Annotated in this window: 19 protein-coding genes; 15 read left to right on the forward strand and 4 right to left on the reverse strand. The window is 69.1% G+C overall.

What is annotated here, in order from left to right; all coding sequences use genetic code 11:
- Positions 1–37 precede the first annotated feature (37 nt).
- From LOZ83_RS23940 to LOZ83_RS23960, 5 genes are all read left to right on the forward strand, one after another.
- Positions 38–493, forward strand: a complete 456-nt coding sequence (locus tag LOZ83_RS23940; protein WP_236793714.1) for a Fur family transcriptional regulator — start codon at positions 38–40, stop codon at positions 491–493.
- Complete coding sequence (gene katG, locus LOZ83_RS23945; protein ID WP_236793715.1) at positions 486–2,714, forward strand: catalase/peroxidase HPI; 2,229 nt, start codon at positions 486–488, stop codon at positions 2,712–2,714. Before LOZ83_RS23940 ends, katG begins: the two co-directional genes overlap by 8 nt.
- 93 nt (positions 2,715–2,807) lie before the next feature.
- Positions 2,808–3,347, forward strand: coding sequence for a helix-turn-helix domain-containing protein (locus LOZ83_RS23950; protein ID WP_236793716.1), 540 nt, complete (start codon positions 2,808–2,810; stop codon positions 3,345–3,347).
- A gap of 1 nt (position 3,348) precedes the next feature.
- On the forward strand, positions 3,349–3,705 hold the full coding sequence (locus LOZ83_RS23955; RefSeq protein WP_236793717.1) for a HepT-like ribonuclease domain-containing protein: 357 nt from the start codon (positions 3,349–3,351) through the stop codon (positions 3,703–3,705).
- Positions 3,706–4,084: 379 nt separating this feature from the next.
- On the forward strand, positions 4,085–5,695 hold the full coding sequence (locus tag LOZ83_RS23960; protein ID WP_374202702.1) for an alkaline phosphatase family protein: 1,611 nt from the start codon (positions 4,085–4,087) through the stop codon (positions 5,693–5,695).
- Position 5,696: 1 nt separating this feature from the next.
- On the opposite strand, the gene LOZ83_RS23965 is transcribed toward LOZ83_RS23960, so the two are convergent.
- Both LOZ83_RS23965 and LOZ83_RS23970 read right to left on the reverse strand, forming a co-directional pair.
- Complete coding sequence (locus LOZ83_RS23965) at positions 5,697–6,098, reverse strand: hypothetical protein (RefSeq protein ID WP_236793718.1); 402 nt, start codon at positions 6,096–6,098, stop codon at positions 5,697–5,699.
- On the reverse strand, positions 6,095–6,670 hold the full coding sequence (locus LOZ83_RS23970) for a carboxymuconolactone decarboxylase family protein (protein WP_236793719.1): 576 nt from the start codon (positions 6,668–6,670) through the stop codon (positions 6,095–6,097). The genes LOZ83_RS23965 and LOZ83_RS23970 overlap by 4 nt, the downstream gene beginning before the upstream one ends.
- A gap of 78 nt (positions 6,671–6,748) precedes the next feature.
- Here LOZ83_RS23970 and LOZ83_RS23975 point away from each other — a divergent pair, with 78 nt between their 5' ends.
- The 3 genes from LOZ83_RS23975 to LOZ83_RS23985 all read left to right on the forward strand — a co-directional run bounded on the left by LOZ83_RS23975 (position 6,749) and on the right by LOZ83_RS23985 (position 8,382).
- Entirely contained in the window at positions 6,749–7,615 is an 867-nt protein-coding gene (locus LOZ83_RS23975; protein WP_236793720.1) for a sigma-70 family RNA polymerase sigma factor, read from the forward strand.
- A gap of 67 nt (positions 7,616–7,682) precedes the next feature.
- Positions 7,683–8,051: a hypothetical protein gene (locus tag LOZ83_RS23980; protein WP_236793721.1), complete on the forward strand. Its 369-nt coding sequence runs from the start codon at positions 7,683–7,685 to the stop codon at positions 8,049–8,051.
- A 70-nt stretch (positions 8,052–8,121) separates the two neighbouring features.
- Positions 8,122–8,382: a hypothetical protein gene (locus LOZ83_RS23985; RefSeq protein ID WP_236793722.1), complete on the forward strand. Its 261-nt coding sequence runs from the start codon at positions 8,122–8,124 to the stop codon at positions 8,380–8,382.
- 13 nt (positions 8,383–8,395) lie between these two features.
- Here the strand turns inward: LOZ83_RS23985 and LOZ83_RS23990 are convergent, their stop codons facing one another.
- Together LOZ83_RS23990 and LOZ83_RS23995 are read right to left on the reverse strand one after the other, a co-directional pair.
- Positions 8,396–9,421, reverse strand: a complete 1,026-nt coding sequence (locus LOZ83_RS23990; protein WP_236793724.1) for a ketopantoate reductase family protein — start codon at positions 9,419–9,421, stop codon at positions 8,396–8,398.
- The gene (locus LOZ83_RS23995) at positions 9,421–10,140 is read right to left on the reverse strand and encodes a GntR family transcriptional regulator (RefSeq protein ID WP_236793726.1); all 720 of its coding nucleotides are present in this window, start codon (positions 10,138–10,140) and stop codon (positions 9,421–9,423) included. Before LOZ83_RS23995 ends, LOZ83_RS23990 begins: the two co-directional genes overlap by 1 nt.
- 144 nt (positions 10,141–10,284) lie before the next feature.
- Here LOZ83_RS23995 and LOZ83_RS24000 point away from each other — a divergent pair, with 144 nt between their 5' ends.
- Genes LOZ83_RS24000 through LOZ83_RS24030 form a run of 7 tightly spaced genes read left to right on the forward strand, consistent with a single transcriptional unit; the run spans position 10,285 to position 17,803 of the window.
- Positions 10,285–11,127 (forward strand): fumarylacetoacetate hydrolase family protein, encoded by an 843-nt coding sequence (locus tag LOZ83_RS24000; protein ID WP_236793728.1) that lies wholly within the window; start codon positions 10,285–10,287, stop codon positions 11,125–11,127.
- A gap of 24 nt (positions 11,128–11,151) precedes the next feature.
- Positions 11,152–12,075, forward strand: a complete 924-nt coding sequence (locus tag LOZ83_RS24005; protein ID WP_236793730.1) for a VOC family protein — start codon at positions 11,152–11,154, stop codon at positions 12,073–12,075.
- A 58-nt stretch (positions 12,076–12,133) separates the two neighbouring features.
- Positions 12,134–13,339: a substrate-binding domain-containing protein gene (locus tag LOZ83_RS24010; protein ID WP_236793732.1), complete on the forward strand. Its 1,206-nt coding sequence runs from the start codon at positions 12,134–12,136 to the stop codon at positions 13,337–13,339.
- Positions 13,336–14,853, forward strand: coding sequence for a sugar ABC transporter ATP-binding protein (locus tag LOZ83_RS24015; RefSeq protein ID WP_236793734.1), 1,518 nt, complete (start codon positions 13,336–13,338; stop codon positions 14,851–14,853). Before LOZ83_RS24010 ends, LOZ83_RS24015 begins: the two co-directional genes overlap by 4 nt.
- On the forward strand, positions 14,850–15,893 hold the full coding sequence (locus LOZ83_RS24020; RefSeq protein WP_236793736.1) for an ABC transporter permease: 1,044 nt from the start codon (positions 14,850–14,852) through the stop codon (positions 15,891–15,893). The genes LOZ83_RS24015 and LOZ83_RS24020 overlap by 4 nt, the downstream gene beginning before the upstream one ends.
- Before the next feature lie 21 nt (positions 15,894–15,914).
- Complete coding sequence (locus LOZ83_RS24025) at positions 15,915–17,345, forward strand: amidohydrolase family protein (RefSeq protein WP_236793738.1); 1,431 nt, start codon at positions 15,915–15,917, stop codon at positions 17,343–17,345.
- Entirely contained in the window at positions 17,342–17,803 is a 462-nt protein-coding gene (locus tag LOZ83_RS24030) for a cupin domain-containing protein (RefSeq protein WP_236793740.1), read from the forward strand. Before LOZ83_RS24025 ends, LOZ83_RS24030 begins: the two co-directional genes overlap by 4 nt.
- The last annotated feature ends 36 nt before the right edge of the window (positions 17,804–17,839 follow it).

The raw sequence follows: 17,839 nt of genomic DNA on the forward strand, positions 1-17,839 counted from the left end.
CTTGATTCATTCAAGATTATGCGGCAGACTGCGGGGCGTGCCGACGACTTCGGACTTCGAGCGCATGCTGCGCGGGGCGGCTCTGCGGGTGACCCGCCCCCGGTTGGCTGTGCTGTCCGCGGTGCACGACCATCCACACGCGGACACCGGCTCGATCATCGATGTCGTGCGTGCGGATCTCGGCGAAGTCTCCCACCAGGCCGTCTACGACGTGCTGAGCGCGTTGACCGCGGCCGCCCTGGTGCGGCGCATCGAACCGACGGGCTCCGTCGCACGCTACGAAGCGCGCGTCGGAGACAACCACCACCACGTCGTGTGCCGTTCGTGCGGCGCCATCGAGGACGTGGACTGTGCCATCGGCGCGACACCGTGCCTGACCGCGTCCGACGACCACGGCTTCACGATCGACGAAGCCGAGGTCATCTACTGGGGCCTGTGCCCCGACTGTTCCACCGCAACCAACACTGATTCCCGGAAGGATTCCCGTGTCTGACAGCCCGAACGCCGAAGTAGGCGAACTCAACGTGGAGAGCGCGGGCGGGTGCCCGGTCCACACCGGACGCTTCGCGCACCCGACCGAGGGTGGCAGCAACCGCGACTGGTGGCCGAACCAGCTCAACCTGTCGATCCTCCGGAAGCACTCGGCCGTGGCCAACCCCATGGGCGAGGACTTCGACTACGCCAAGGAATTCCAGACCGTCGACCTCGACGCGCTGGCCGCCGACGTCGACGCGGTGCTGACGACCTCGCAGGACTGGTGGCCCGCGGACTTCGGTCACTACGGCGGCCTGATGATCCGGATGGCCTGGCACAGCGCCGGCACCTACCGGATCGACGACGGCCGCGGGGGTGCGGGCGCCGGCATGCAGCGCTTCGCACCGCTGAACAGCTGGCCGGACAACGGAAACCTGGACAAGGCCCGCCGTCTGCTGTGGCCGGTCAAGAAGAAGTACGGGCGCAAGATCTCGTGGGCCGACCTGATGATCTTCGCGGGCAACCGCGCGCTGGAGACCATGGGCTTCACGACCTTCGGCTTCGCCGGCGGCCGCGCCGACGTGTACGAGCCCGACCAGGACGTGTACTGGGGCCCCGAGCGCACCTGGCTCGGCGACGAGCGCTACTCCGGTGACCGCGAGCTGGAGGCGCCGCTGGCCGCCGTCCAGATGGGCCTGATCTACGTCAACCCGGAAGGCCCGAACGGCAACCCGGACCCGCTGGCCGCCGCGCGGGACATCCGCGAGACGTTCCGCCGGATGGCGATGAACGACGAGGAGACCGTCGCGCTGATCGCCGGCGGGCACACCTTCGGCAAGACCCACGGTGCGGGTGACGCCGACGAGAACGTCGGCGCCGAGCCCGAGGGCGCGCCGATCGAGGACCAGGGCTTCGGCTGGAAGAACAAGTTCGGCACCGGCAAGGGCCGCGACGCGATCACCAGTGGCCTCGAGGTCACCTGGACCGCCACGCCGACCCAGTGGAGCAACGGGTTCTTCGACAACCTGTTCGGCTACGAGTGGGAGCTGACCAAGAGCCCCGCGGGTGCCAACCAGTGGGTGGCGAAGGACGCCGAGGCGATCATCCCCGGCCCGGAGGCCGGTGACCCGCCCCGCAAGCCGAGCATGCTCACCACCGACCTCGCGCTGCGGTTCGACCCGGTGTACGAGCCCATCTCCCGGCGCTTCCACGAGAACCCGGACCAGTTCGCGGACGCGTTCGCCCGTGCCTGGTACAAGCTGACGCACCGCGACATGGGCCCGGTCCAGCGCTACCTGGGTGCGCTGGTGCCGCAGGAGACGCTGATCTGGCAGGACCCGGTGCCCGCCGTCGACCACGAGCTGGTCAGCGACGCGGACATCGCGGACCTCAAGGCGAAGATCCTGGACTCCGGCCTGACCGTGGCGCAGCTCGTCTCCACCGCGTGGGCGTCGGCTTCGACGTTCCGCACTGGTGACAAGCGCGGTGGCGCCAACGGTGCGCGGCTCCGGCTCGAGCCGCAGCGCGGCTGGGAGGTCAACGAGCCCGACCAGCTGGCCCAGGTGCTGAGCACGCTCGCGAGCGTGCAGGAGTCCTTCAACAGCGCCCAGTCCGGCGGTAAGAAGGTCTCGCTGGCCGACCTGATCGTGCTCGGCGGAGTCGCCGCGGTGGAGAAGGCCGCCAAGGACGCCGGGGTCGACGTCCAGGTGCCGTTCACCGCCGGCCGCACCGACGCCACCCAGGAGTGGACCGACGCCGAGTCGTTCGCCCCGCTGGAGCCGGCGATCGACGGGTTCCGCAACTACCGCGGCAAGGCCAACCGGCTGCCGAGCGAGTACCTGCTGATCGACCGCGCGAACCTGCTGAACCTGAGCGCGCCCGAGCTGACCGTGCTCGTCGGCGGGCTGCGGGTGCTGGGCGCGAACTACCAGCAGTCCAAGCTGGGCGTGCTCACCTCGACGCCGGGGTCGCTGACCAACGACTTCTTCGCGAACCTGCTGGACATGGGGATCGAGTGGAAGTCGACGTCCGAGGACCAGGAGACCTTCGAAGGCCGCGACCGCGCGACCGGCGAGGTCAAGTGGACCGGCAGCCGCGCCGACCTCGTGTTCGGCGCGAACTCCGAACTGCGCGCCGTCGCGGAGGTCTACGCCGCGGATGACGCGAAGGAGAAGTTCGTGCGCGACTTCGTGGCCGCGTGGGACAAGGTCATGATGCTGGACCGGTACGACATCGCCTGATGCACCACCACGTTCCGGGCCGGCCGCTCACCGCGGCCGGCCCGGACGTCGTGGGGTCGCCGGAGGTGATAGCGGATCCGCTATCATCGGGTCATGACCGCAGCGGACAGCACGACCGGTCGCGCATCTGCCACCGCAGCCAAGCTCGTATCCGAAGCGCGCGACAGGCGCGGCATGTCGCAACGAGAACTCGCCCGCGCGGCCGGGGTGCCCCAGTCGACGGTGGCGACCGTCGAGTCCGGCGGGCGGCAGCCATCGGTCGCGATGCTGGAACGCCTCCTCGAGGCCGCGGGCTTCCACCTCGAGACGCGACTGGTCAACACCATTCGCCCGTCCCGATTGCTGGAGCAGCACCGGGCGGCCGCCGGCGAGGTGTTCGCGCGCTACCCCGTCACGCGGGTCTGGGTCTTCGGATCGGTGGCCCGAGGCGACGATGGTCCCGACTCAGACCTCGACCTGCTGATCGAGCTCGATCAGAACGCCTCCGTCGCGGACATTCTCGGCCTCGACGAGGAACTGGCCGCCGTGCTCGGCTGTCCCGTCGACGTCGTCACCACCGCCGAACTGCGGTCCAACGACCTGCTCCGCCGCGGCGTGAACCGCCATCGCCGTCCGCTTACTTTCGCCGCCTGACATGGACGAGCGCACCGCGGAACGCCTGCTCTACGTCGATGCCACGTTGGTCGAAATGACCCAGCTGGCAGCACGCGGCCGCCCGGCGTACGACTCGGACATCGCAGTCGCTCGCGCCTGCCAGTACAACGTCATCCGGCTCGCGGCCGATCTCGAGCGTCTCGGCGAGCCATGGATCGTTTCTCATCCCACCGTGCCGTGGCGCCTCATCAAAGGCATGCGTAACCGCATCGCCCACAACTACTGGACCGTTGACGACGACATCGTCTGGGACGTCGTCGCCCACCATGCGCCACGACTCCGCGAAGCACTCACCGGCGAAATCGACGCCGCCCGATCAGTGCTGGGCGATCACTGATTCTTCACACCCACCCGGCAGAGGCGCTGACCTCGGCCCCCGCTGCGTGTGACCAACGCCGACCGCTGCGCGAGTTCCCGTTGCCGCCCAACCCCGGCGGTGGCCACACGGCGGGCCGGTTGCCGGTCAACGCGTCGGTGGGGTCAATCGGTCGTGCTGATCACCGTTTCACCACCCCTCGGGCGGCGTCCGAATTGTGCAGAGTTAGCGGTCGGCAAATTCCACCGAAATCGGAATTATCTTTCCGGGAATTGTCATTGTTAATGTTCACGTGGCTTCCTGTTATTGTTGCGAATCCGGATCCTTCACCACCACGGCGCACGGTGGCACGCGTTGTCCAGAGCGGCCCGCGGCCGCGTGTACGAGGAGGAATCCGTTGGTGCGTAAGCGATGGAGGCAGGCCGCAGTGGCCGGGGCGGTGGGGCTGCTCGGGTGTACGGCGGCGGTGCCGGCCGCACAGGCGCAACCCGGTGGCGCACATGTGCTCCTGCTGAGTGTGGACGGTCTGCACCAGTCGGATCTCGCGTGGTACGTGGCGAAGCATCCCGGCTCGGCGCTCGCGGCGCTGACGCACCAGGGAACCGAATACACGAACGCCCGGACGCCCGTGCCGTCGGATTCATTTCCCGGCATGGTCGCGCAGGTCACCGGCGGCAATCCTGGCACCACCGGCGTCTACTACGACGACACCTACAACGCGCGCCTGCTGCCCGCCGGCACCACGTCGTGTGCCGGGGCCAAGCCGGGCGCCGAGGTGGACTACACCGAGGATCTCGACAAGAACAAGAACAGCATCGACGCCGGGCAGGGGCTTCCTGGCCTGCCGAACGGGGTGCTCGCGATGACCGGCAAGCCGCAGACCCTGCTCAACCCCGCCGCGCTGCCGGTCGACCCGGCGACCTGCAAGCCGGTCTACCCGGACCAGTACCTGAAGGTCAACACGGTGTTCGAGGTCGCGCACCAGGCGGGCCTGCGCACGGCGTGGTCGGACAAGCACCCGGCCTACGAGATGCTCAACGGGCCGTCCGGCGCGGGTATCGACGACCTGTTCACCCCGGAGATCAACAGCAGCACCGCGACCGGCGACTGGACCACGGACAACGCCGACACCCGCACCTACGACGGCTACAAGGTGCGCGCGGTGCTCAACGAGATCGACGGCTACGACCACAGCCGCACCACCAAACCCGGCACGCCGGCCGTCTTCGGGATGAACTTCCAAGCCGTGTCGACCGCGCAGAAACTGCCTGCCTCGGACGGAAAGCAGGGCGGCTACCTCCCGGACGGGACGCCCGGGCCACTGCTGTCGGACACCCTGGACTGGGTCAACGGGCAGGTCGGCGCGATGCGGGACGAGCTGCGCAAGGAGCACCTCGCCGGCAACACCACGATCATCCTGTCCGCGAAGCACGGCCAGTCGCCGATCGACCCGTCCGCGCTGACCCGGATCGACGACGGCCCCCTGCTGGACGGGCTGAACTCCGCCTGGCGTGCCGCGCACCCCGGCGCGGCCGATCTCGTCGCGCACTCGGTCGACGACGACGCCATGCTGCTGTGGTTCACCGACCGCTCCCCCGCCGCGATCGCATTCGCCAAGAACTACCTGCTCGCGCAATCCGGCACCGGTAACGGCATCAACGGTCAGCCGAAGTCGTTCGTCCACTCCGGACTGCAGGCGGTCTACTCCGGCGCGGACTACTTCCACGTGTCCGCCGGCGACGCGCGGGTGCCGGATCTCTTCGGGGTCGCCCAGTACGGCGTGGTCTACACCGGTGGCAAGAAGAAGATCGCCGAGCACGGCGGCGCGGCCCCGGACGACCGTGACGTGGCGCTCGTCGTCAGCGGTCCGCGCGTGGCACACGACGTGGTCGGCAGCACCGTCGAAACCACCCAGATCGCGCCGACCATCCTCAGCCTGCTCCGGCTGAACCCGTCGGCGCTGCAGGCGGTCCGGATCGAGCACACGCAGGTGCTGCCCGACCAGCGGTAGCTCAACGCGAAGGCCTGGCCGCCGCGACCGTGAGATACGCGCTCAACGCCGTGATCAAGATGGCGACGGGCACGTGCGCGGCGACCAGGCTGTGCCGGTCCCCGGCCGCTTCGCCGAGCCCGGTCTCGACGACCAGCAGGACGAACAAACCCACGGACTGCGCGACGAGCACCGGGCGGCGGCGCAGGGTCACGATCGCCAGGATCGCGGCGGCCAGCGCGACGAGCGCCATCGCCACCGCGGTGATCTGGTGCACGTGTACCCACGCCGTGCCGAGGCGGCCCATGAACAAACCCGCTGACACGCCTTGGAAAAGCACACCCAGCAACACTAGTCCATTGAGGACGGTGAAGCCCGGTGCGCTTTTCAGTGCGTGGTCTTCTCTCGCCGGTGCGATGGTCATGAGCGCTCTCCTTCCGTGACGAACCCGGCGGCACCGATGCCGAGGCCGATGTTGAACCGGCTGCGCAGGTTCTCCAGTGCGATCACATGGGTCAGCTCGACGAGCTGGGCGTCCGTGAGGTGCGCGCGGAGCGCCGCGAACACCTCGTCCGGGACATGCGCAGGGGTGCGGCACATCCCGGCCGCGTAGTCGAGCACCCGCTTCTCCAGTTCGGTGAACAGCGGGCTGTCCTGGTAGGCGGCCAGCGCGCCCACTTCGGCGTCGGCCAGGCCCCAGCGCCGCGCGACCACCGAACCCAGGTCGATGCAGTACGCGCAGGCCACCAGGTTGGCGGCCTTGAGCTCGGCCAGCGCCCGTAACCGCCGGTCCAGTCGCTTGAGCCTGCCGGTGGCGGTTTCCAGTGCGGCGTAACCGAAAAGCAGACCCGGCAGGTGGGCGTAGAGCCGCAGCGGGTCGAGCATCGCCTCGGGCGCCTGGTCACTGAGCCGGGTGAGGCCGCGGCGGGTGAAGTGGTAGACCAGCCGTACGGCCGGTCCGGCGCGGGTGTCGCTGATTCCCTCGATACGTGGCATGGGTGACCTCCTCGCGTTACCTTTCGCCGGCGCGCTCCGTCTCTGCTATGACGGCGAAGAAGGCGGGAAGGTAACGCGGTGGACGATCAGGATTGGCTGGTGCACCGGTTCGAGGAGCGGCGATCGCAGCTGACCGCGGTCGCCTACCGGATGCTCGGTTCGCGCAGCGACGCCGGCGACGCGGTGCAGGAAACCTGGCTGCGGCTGAGCCGGACGGACACCAACGACGTCGACAACCTGTCGGCATGGCTGACGACCGTGGTCGCGCGCGTGTGCCTCGACATGCTGCGGCAGCGGGCGGCGCGCCGGGAGGAACCGCTCGGGGTGCACCTGCCGGACCCGATCGTCGAGCCCTGGCCGGCGGACGATCAACCGGAAGATCAAACGGTGCTCGCCGACGCGGTGGGCCTCGCGCTGCTCGTCGTCCTCGACACGCTCACCCCGGCGGAGCGGCTGGCGTTCGTGCTGCACGACATGTTCGCGGTTCCGTTCGACCGGATCGCCGTGCTGCTGGAGCGCTCGCCGGCGGCGGCCAAGATGCTCGCCAGCCGGGCCCGCCGCCGCGTCCACGGCACCCCGGTTCCCGACGCCGATCTGATCCGGCAGCGCGAGGTGGTCGACGCGTTTTTCGCCGCGGCCCGGAGCGGCGATTTCGGTGCGCTGGTGGAGGTTCTGGCCCCGGACGTCGTGCTGCGCGGGGACGGCGGCGCGGCCCGGCCGAACGTGTCGCGGGTGCTGCGCGGGGCGCGCGAGGTGGCGAAACAAGCTGTCATGTTCGCCCAGCTGGCCCCGTTCGTCCGGCCCGCTCTGGTCAACAACGCCGCCGGCGCGATTGTTGTCCACAATGGACGGATGGTGACGGTGCTGGCGTTCACCGTCGTCCACGACAAAATCGCGGCGCTGGACGTGTTCGCCGACCCGGACCGGCTCGCCGCCCTCGACTGACTCTTGGCCGCACGCCGGATCGGCGTATATGGTTAGGCTTACCTAATCACGAGCCAAGGGGAACGGCATGCGCGGACCTGCCCTGGACCCGGTGGCGATGACCTTGTACACCCCGCTGTACGCCCGCGCCCACGCGGCGAAACTGGTGCCGGGCGCGGGTTTCACCGATCCGCTCGCCGCCGGACTGCTGGCCTCGGCGGACGTGACCGCGCCGGTTGTGCTGCGCGATCGCGGCAACGTCGCGGGCGCCGTCTGGCGTGCCGCGATCTTCGACGACCTGACCGAGCGGTTCTGCCAGGCACATCCCGACGGCCTGGTGATCTCCGCGGGCATCGGCCTGTGCACCCGCCGCCAGCGGCTGCGGGGCTCGGTCCCGGCAGGCGTGACGTGGGTCGGAGTTGACGTCGCCCCGGTGCCGGATTGCGCGAGCAGGTAGTTCTTGGCGAACGCGATCGCGGGGGGGAGCGGTCGGTGAACCACAGCAGCATGGCGTCGTCGTCGACCGAGTGCGCGACGAGATCGGCCGCGCCGGGATGGGTGGCGCGCCAGGCGGAGTTCAGCCCGTCCAGCAGGGGGCCGTCGTCGATGCGGGTCAGCACGGACGGGTCGGTCGGCGACTGGCCGGGCTGGCTCCCGGCTGGACGCTGCGCGGAGAGCACGACGTCATGGGCCGGATCTCCGCGCTCCATCGGGCAGTCGCCGCGACGTTTCACACGGTGACCCGTGGCGCCCGGCTCTACGCGATCGCCCACCTCGAAGCCACGTAGACCGGGCCGGTCGCTAGCCGACTGTCGCGCTCAGCAGGAGGTCGGCCACCGCAGGCTCGGGTTCGAGCTCGCCCTCCTCGATCCGGGCGGCGATCTCGACGACACGCTCGTTGACCGGGGCGCGGCCGCCGAGGCGGGCCTGCTGGGCGACGATGTGGCCGTTGATCTGGTGGACCTCGCTCCGGCGGCCTTTGATCCAGTCCTGCAGGACGGTGGTCTGCTGGCCGGGGGTGACGAACTTGTCGTGCACGGTGTCCAGCAGGGTCGCCGCGATCTTCTCCGGGTCGGCGAAGTCAGCGGCGGTGAGGCCGAGGACCGGCCGCATGGTGTGGCCGAGGCTGATCCCGGTGCGGACCGCCTCGTTGCCGGCTTCGACCATGATCTCGCGGACGCCGGGGATGGCGGCGGCTTCGTGCACGGTCAGGTTCAGCACCGCGGAGGTGACGAGCTCGGTGCAGTTGGCCACGAGCTTCATCCATTTCGAGGACAGGATGTCGTCGGAGACCTCGACGGTTCCGGAGTTCCGCAGTAACGCCGCCGCCTGCGTGGCACGCGCCTGCGAGTCCGGGGTGAGGCCGCCGACGGCGAACCAGGATTGCGAGCGCGGCGTGTCGCGGTGGATGACCCCGGGAGTGAACATGTTCGACGCGACCTCGATCACGGCGCCGACGGCACGGTCGGCACCCACGACGTCGGCGATGGTTTCGAGCGTCATGCCGTTCTGGACGCCGACGACGACGCCGTCCCCGGCGACGAGCGGCTTGATCAGTTCACAGGCCCAGCGCGTGTCATAAGCCTTTACCAGCAAGAAAACGACGTCGAACCGGGTGCGCAGGGTCGCGACCTCGCAGAGGTGATGGGCGCGGACCGGGGTTTCTTCGCTGGCGTCCGGCATCTCGACGCGGAGCCCGTGTTCGCGCATCGCGGCGACATGTTCGGGCCACTGCTCGATGAAGGTCACGTCCAGACCGGCGCGGGTGAGGTCGGCGCCGATCGATCCGCCGTTGGCGCCGGTGCCGAGAACGGCGATCCTGGTCATCATTTCTCCTGTTTCGCCGGGGAACGCAAGCCGTTGGTGTTGGGTTCGTCGGTGGCGACGCTGATCAGCAACTGGGCGGTGTGGGCGATGTGGTCGCGGATGAGCTGGGCGGCCTGCTCGGCCTGGCGCCCGATGGCCGCCTCCAGCAGGGCCCGGTGCTCGCCGGCGAGGTCGCGGTCGGGTTCCTGACCGAACGACACCGACCACTGGCGGTAGAGTTCGGCCTCCTCGCGGAGGTTGCGCGCGGTACTGAGCAGCCGGCGATTGGTGCAGCCGTCGATCAGGGCGAGATGGAACGCGGCGTGCGCGGCCGCCCACTCGTCCGTCGGGTGCCCCGGGTCGTCGTCGCTGAGGAAGACCGCGCGTTCGAGCACGTGATGTGCCGCGACCGCCCGTGATTCCCACTGCACGTCGCCCTCCAGCACGGACAGGCGCAACACGAGCGATTCGACCTCGACCCGGGCGCGGGTGAGGTCCGCCAGGTCTTCGTGCGACAGCGGGGTCACGATGTAACCCTGGTGGGCCTGGTTTTTGACCAGCCCCTCCGCCATCAGGCGGGTCAGCGCTTCGCGCGCGGCGCCGACGCTGACGCTGTAGCTCTCGCACAACTCCGGGAACTTCAGCCGGGCACCCGGCACCAGCCGCCCGCCGAGGATGTCACTGCGCAGCCGGCGGTGCACCTCGTCGGTGCGGGTCCCGGCCGTTCCTTGTTTCGCCACGCTTCGTACCTTACCCGCTAATGCGAACGTTGTCCTAACTTTCGAAAGAGTATTGACCATTCGACCGACGGGGCGTAGACATGGTCCACCGGCAGCGAAGCCAGTGCGGCCGCCGAGGCGGCAGCCTTAACGAGGAGTAGTCGCGTGCGATTTGCCACCATCTCCGGTCGGCTCCACCAGGTCATCGCCCCTGGTCGGGTGCTGGACCTCAACACCGCGAGCGGCGGCCGGCTGCCGGCCGACCCTCAGCAGGCCTACGAGCGCTGGGACGAGGTACTGGAGTTCGCGGCGGCCGGGGGGGTGTCCGACGCCCGCGAAGTGCCCGAGGAGTCCTACGAGAACCCTGTGCCCGCACCGCGGCAGATCTTCGCGATCGGCTTGAACTACGCCGAGCACGCGGCGGAATCGCATTTCGCGGTGCCCGAGATCCCGACCGTGTTCACCAAGTTCGTGACCTCGCTGGCCGGACCGTTCGGGACGATCCCGGTGCCGCCCGGTGAGGTGGACTGGGAAGTCGAGCTGGTCGCCATCATCGGGCGGCACGCACATCGCGTACCGGCTGAGGACGCCTGGTCACATGTGGCCGGTCTTTCGGTCGGACAGGACATCTCCGAGCGCGTGTTGCAGCGCAGCGGTCCGGCGCCACAGTTCAGCCTGGGCAAGTCGCATCCGGGTTTCGGGCCGATCGGGCCCGTGGTGGTCACTCCCGACGAGCTGCCCGATCGGGACGATCTCGAGCTCGGCTGCCTGATCAACGGTGAGCAGGTGCAGAAGGGCCACACCCGCGACATGGTCTTCCCGGTGTCCGAGCTGATCGCCCAGTTGTCCGCGGTCACGCCGCTGCTGCCCGGCGACGTCATCTTCACGGGCACCCCGTCCGGGGTCGGCCTCGGCCGGACGCCGCCCCGCTGGCTCAAGCCGGGCGACGAGCTCGTCAGCTACGTCCGAGGTGTCGGCGAGATGCGCCATCAGCTGGTTGCCGCCTGACACAAGGAAAGGAGGGCGGTAACGATGCCGCTCCACCGACTGACCGCGATCACCATCGGCGTGCCCAATGTCGCGGAGACGATCGCGTACTACTCCGAGTTCGGGCTGGGCGCGCAGCCCGGAGGATGGCTGGCCAGCACCGACGGAGGGCGGCAGCTGCGGGTCGTGCACGCGCCGACCCGGCGGCTGATCGAGCTGAGGATCGGCGCGGAGCACCTCGACGACATCGCCGCCATCGCCCACCGCCTGCGGGCGGCCGGGGCACTCGCCGACGAGAGCGGGACCTCCCTGAACACGGTCGAACCCGTGACCGGAACCCGCGTCGTGGTCGAGATCGCCGGCCCGATCCAGCAGCCCCCGACACCGGCCACCCCGTACAACGGGCCGGGCCGGATCGAGCGGGGCACCGGCCGTGCCCCCGGTGTGCTGCGCGAAACGACCGTACGGCCGCGCAAACTCGGCCACGTCGTCGTCGGCTCCACCGACTACGAGGCGAGCATCCGGTTCTTCACCGATCTCATCGGCTTCAAGGTCAGCGACCGGATCAAGGGGCACGGTGCGTTCCTGCGCTGCTCCACCGACCATCACAACGTCCTCGTCCTCCATGCCCCGGTCACCTTTCTGCACCACAGTTCCTGGCAGGTCGACGACGTCGACGAGGTCGGCCGCGGCGCCGCGACCATGCTCGCCGACCACCCGGAACGGCATGTGTGGGGCCTCGGCCGCCACCACGCCGGATCGAACTTCTTCTGGTACCTGAAGGATCCCGCCGGCAACTTCTCCGAGTACTACTCCGACATGGACTGCATCATCGACGACCAGCTCTGGTCGCCGGAGACGCTCGAAGGTGCGCGGGGCCTCTTCAATTGGGGACCGCCACCGCCGCCCTCCTTCCTGGCCCCCGACGACCTCGCCGAGATCATGACCGGCGCCCACCAGCCCGGCTGACGGCTCCGTCCACTGTGGACACATCGCGGTATCAATGACGATACGTAGGAGACCCCTGATGACAAAGAAGCCATCGAACACCCGCTACCGGCGCCTCCCCCGATATCTCGCCGGCCTGCTGACCCTGCTCTGCGCCGTCGCGCTCGGGGCGTGCAGCACCACGACCGCGCCACAGTCCAGCAACGCCGGCGGCGGCAGCGTTACCCCGGAACAGCAAAAGGTCCTCGACGCCGGTTATGCCGGTGTGTTCCAGCCGCCGCCGGCCACCGGGCCCGCCGCGGTCAAGGGCAAGACGGTGTGGTTCATCTCGTGCGGCGAGAACTTCGAGGCCTGCCACACCATGTCGTCCTCGTTCACCGAAGCCGCGCAGAAGCTGGGCTGGAACGTCAACGTGGTCGACACCAAGTACCAGCCCGCCGCGGCCAACACCGCCATCGGCCAGGCGATCGCCGCGCGTGCCGACGGCATCGTCACCGCCGCCTTCGACTGCCCGCAGATCAAGAGCGGCCTGCTGGCCGCGAAGGCCGCGGGCGTCCCGGTGCTCAACTACGCCGCCCTGGACTGCGACGACCCGGCTTTCGGTTCCGGGCAACCACTTTTCGCCGCCACCCTGAACACGATGGGCTCGGCCAAGACCGGCGACTACTACGCACAACGGGGCCGCTACAACGCCCAGTTCCTCGCCGCCGAACTCGCCCAGCGCGGGGCGAAGAACCCGAAGGTGCTGGTGGTCAAGAACGTCGACCAGGTCATCCACGCCGACGGCTGGGCCGCCTTCGAAAAGGAGATGGCGACCGCCTGCCCGAGCTGTCAGCTGGTCCCGGTGGTCTGGAACATCACCGGATTCCCCAACCCGGCGACGCAGATCGTCAAGACCGCGCTCACCGCGAACCCGGACGCCGCGGCGGTCGCCTATGACTCCGACTCGTTCATGTCCGGCGGGTTCGCCTCGGCCATCCGCCAGTCCGGTCGCAGCGGTCTCGTCGTGTGCTGCGGTGACGGCCAGGTGTCGGGTACGCAGCTCATCCGTGACGGCCTGGTCACCGCGACGAGCCTGATCCCCTACGAGTACGACATCTGGGCCACCGCGGACTCCCTGAACCGGATCTTCTCCGGCGTCGCGCCGGCGAGCCTGCCCAACCAGGGCGGCGGGTTCATCTACGTGGACAAGGATCACGGCCTGCCCGCCGTGGGAGCGCCGATCGCCACCCCGGTCGACTTCAAGACCATCCGCGAGAAGGTCTGGTCAGGTGGTGCGCAATGACCGACCTGGAAGTCCGGCACCTGTCCAAGACCTTCGGTGCCACCCGCGCACTCGACGACGTCGGTTTCTCCGTTGCCGCCGGGCAGATCCACGGTCTGCTCGGGGGCAACGGATCAGGAAAGTCCACTTTGATCAAGATCCTCGCGGGCGTGCACACCGCGGATCCCGGCGGGGAATTCCGCATCGGCGGGGAGACCGTGCCGGCCGACGCGACCACTCCCGCGCTCGCCCGCCGGTGCGGCCTGAGGTTCGTGCACCAGAGCCGGAGCACCTTCCCGGAATTGACCCTCGCCGAGAACATCGCGATCGGTGACCGGTTCCCGACCAGTGCGGGCCGGGTCCGCTGGGCGCAGTTGCGCAAGCGCACCGCGGCCCTGCTGGAGCGGTTCGAGATCGACGCCGATCCCCGCGACCGGCTGGGCGATCTGCGTCCGGCCGACCAGACGATGGTCGCGATCGCCCGCGCGTTGCAGGACGCACAGGGCGCGGGCTCGGTCCTGGTGCTCGACGAACCGACCGCGTCCCTGCCCGAGCACGAGGTGGCTGTCCTGCTCGACGCGTTGCGCCGCTACGCCCGCGCGGGACAGACCATCCTCTATGTCAGCCACCGCATCGACGAGGTTCTCGACATCACCGACGCCATGACGGTGCTGCGCGACGGCCGGCACGTCATCACCCGCTCCACGCAGGGCATGACGGAAGCCGAGTTGATCGAGCACATCGTCGGGCGTCCCGTCGAGCGGGTGTTCGCCGAGACCACGGGCGAACACGCGGCCGCGGGCGAACCGCTGCTGGAGGTCACCGGGCTGTCCGGCGGGCCGCTGCGCGGTGTCGACCTGACCGTGCGGTCCGGCGAGATCGTCGGCATCGCGGGCCTGCTCGGCACCGGTCGCACCGAACTGCTCCGGATGATCTTCGGCGACCTCCCCCGCACGGCCGGCACCATCAGGCTCGGCGGGACGGCCGTCCAGCCGCGGAATCCCGGCCAGGCCATGAAACTGGGCATCGCGCACGTGCCTGAGGACCGCGAGCACGAAGCCGCCTACCTGGACCTGTCGGTCCGGGAAAACCTGTCGGCGGCGGAGATCACGAAGTACTGGGTGGGTGGCCGCCTGCGCCGCCCGCCCGAGCGGCGCGACGCGGATCGCGCGATCGCGGACTTCGCGATCCGCACCAGCGGGCAGGACGCGCTGATGTCGTCACTGTCCGGCGGCAACCAGCAGAAGGTGGTGCTCGCCCGGTGGCTGCGCCGCGAGCCGCGGCTGCTGCTGCTCGACGAACCCACGCAGGGCGTGGATGTCGGTGCCCGGGCCGACGTCTACGCCGCGATCCGGGGCGCGGTGTCCGGCGGGATGGCCGCGCTCGTCGTCAGTTCCGACTTCGACGAGCTGGCCCACGCCTGCGACCGCGTGCTCGTGTTGCGCGACGGCCGGATCACCGCCGAGGTGCGCGGCGCCGAGCTGCATCGCCAACGCCTCACCGAACTGGTCTTCACCAAGGAGAACACGCCGTGACCACTTCATCGACCGACGCACCCCCTACGAAGTCGCCACCGGCGCCCGCGACGGGACGCCGCCGTTCCGCCGCGTCACCGGCCCTGCTGCTCGAACGGTTCGGGCTCCTGCTGCTGTTCGTCGTGCTGATCGTGGTGTTCACGGCGGCGCGCCCGGACACCTTCGCCACCGCCGCGAACTTCCGCAGCATCGCCATTTCCCAATCCGTGCTGGCCGTCGCCGCGCTGGCCTTGATGCTGCCGCTGGTCGGCGGCAGGTTCGACGTCTCGGTCGGCGCGAACCTCGGTCTCTGTTCGATCGTCACAGCGACCTTGATGAGCAAGGCCGGGTTGCCGCTTCCGCTGGCGGTGCTCGGCGCGATCGTCGTCGGCAGCCTGGTCGGGGCGATCAACGGCGCGGTCGTAGCCTATCTCGGGGTCAACTCCATCATCGCCACCCTCGGCGCCGGCACCGTGATCGGTGGCCTCGTCACCGCCTACACCAAGGGCGTCCCGATCAGCTCAGGGCTCTCCCCCATCCTCGCGACCATCAGCACCCAGCTGGTCGCCGGCCTGCCCGTGCTGTTCGTGATCATGCTCGTGCTCGCCCTCGCCACCTGGTTCATGCTCACCCAGACCCCGTTCGGCCGGCACCTCACCGCCGTGGGCTCCAACGCCGCGGCGGCACGACTGACCGGGTTGCGGGTCAACCGGCTCGTCCTGCTCAGCTTCGTCGGCTCCGGTTTGCTCGCCGGGATCGCCGGAGTCCTCCAGGTCGGCGCCCAGGGCAACGGCGACCCCACCATCGGCGGGCTGCCGTTCATCCTGCCCGCGCTGGCCGCGGTGTTCCTCGGGGCGACGACCTGGCACCCCGGCACCTACAACGTGCAGGGCACGATCCTCGGATTGTTCTTCCTGGGCACCACCATCAGCGGGCTGACCCTGCTCGGGGTGCAGCCGTGGGTCACCGACGTGTTCAACGGTGGCGCGGTCGTGCTCGCGATCATCTTCTCCGCCCAGCTCAAACGTCGCCGCACCGGCTTCCTCGACATCGGCAGCTAGAGAAGTCAAAGGAGACCTCGTATGAAAACCCTCATCAAGGGCGCCGACGTGATCACGATGGATCCCGCCGCCGGCGAATTGCGTGACTGCGACATCCTCGTGGAGGACGGGAAAATCGCCGCCGTCGCGCCGGACATCAGTGCTGACGCGGAGATCGTCGACGCTCGCGGCATGATCGCCATGCCCGGCATGGTCGACACGCACCGCCACCTGTGGCAGACGCCGATGCGTGGCGTCGGCGTCGACTGGCTCGTCCCCGACTACATCCGCGGCGTCCGGCTGCAGTTCTCCGAGCTGTACCGGCCGGAGGACATGTATGCCGGCAATTACCTGGGCGCGCTCGACGCGCTCAATTGCGGCGTGACCACCGTGGTCGACTACTGCCACAACATCGTCACCGGCGACCACGCCCACGCGGCCGTGGCCGGGTTGCGCGACGCGGGCATCCGCGCGCTCTACGGTCACGCATTGACCCCGGTGACCTCCAACGGCTGGGACGAGTCGCCGTCCGACGAGATTTCGGCCGGCGAACTGGACCACTACCAGCAGCGGCTCGCGCTGGCCACCGAGATCCGGGACAAGTACTTCGCCAGCCCGGACCAATTGCTCACGTTCGGCATCTGTCCCCAGGAGCTGCCGATCGCGCCGATGGCCGAAATCGCCCGCGAAGTCGAGGATTCCCGTGCCCTCGGGGCCCGGATCGTGGTGCACGCCAACCAGCATTGCGTACGCCAGATGTACGCGGACGTCGCTCACTTCGGGCACGCCCGGATCCTCGGTCCCGACATGCTTTTCGTGCACTGCAGCTTCATGAGCCAGTACGAATGGCAGCTGCTGCACGACGCGGGTGCCTCGGTGTCGATCTGCCCGGAAACCGAAATGCAGATGGGCATGGGCTTTCCCGCCATCGCGGAGGCGACCCGGTTCACACACGGCCCCAGTATCGGCAACGACTGCGTGATCGGCACCGGTGGCGACCTCATCGGCATGGCCCGGCTGACCCTCCAGGTCAGCCGCTGGAAATCCGCCGACCCCGGCTACCAGCAATGGCTCGCCCCGCAAACCATGCCGTGGACCGCGCGTGACGCCATGACCTGGCTGACCGTCAACGGGGCCAAGGCCGCGGGGCTGGAAGATCGCGTCGGATCGCTGGTGCCCGGCAAGCAGGCCGACATCGTCCTGCTCGACATGCGCGGGATCAGCCAGGCCGGCTGGTACCGCAACGATCCGATCGGCGCGGTGATCGGCCACACGAACTCCGGCAACGTGGACACCGTCCTCGTCGCCGGGTCCATCGTCAAACGAGGAGGAAAACTGATCCACGTCGACGTCGATGCCGCACTGTCCACAATGGATAAAAGTCACGAGTACCTCTACGCGCAGGCGGAAGCACACGGCGGCGTCATCCCGCAGCCGCCGGTCGACATCCCGATGTACCGGGACCGCGCATGACCGGGCCGCGGCAGGACCAGCAGGTCGATATCGGTGGCATGCCGACGATCTTCCGCGCACTGGGTGCCGACACCGGCGGGCAGGTCAGCGTCGTCGAGCAGGTCATCGCTCCCGGGCGGCTGTTCTGGCCGCACGTGCACACCGATCACGACCAAGTGAACGTGGTCCTCGACGGTGAATTGGGTGTCCGGATCGGGGATCGGGAGTGGACCGCGCCCGCCGGGGAGACGATCGCCAAACCGCGTCTCATCCCGCACACCGTGTGGAACGCGACCGACCGGCCGGTGCGAATCCTGGAAATCAGCGCACCGGCGTCCTTTGAGGACTACTTCCTGGCGATGTCCGCACTCGCTCCCGACGACGCCGGACCACGCACGGAACTCCAGAAACGCTTCGGGGTCACCGGTGTTCCCGAGTGGACAGAAGACCTCCAGCAACGCTACGGCGTCCGGCTCTAACGAGTGTTTGAAAGTGGCTTGCGTGGCGGTGCGGGT

It is taken from the genome of Amycolatopsis sp. GM8, assembly GCF_021653975.1.
Taxonomy (GTDB): domain Bacteria; phylum Actinomycetota; class Actinomycetes; order Mycobacteriales; family Pseudonocardiaceae; genus Amycolatopsis_E.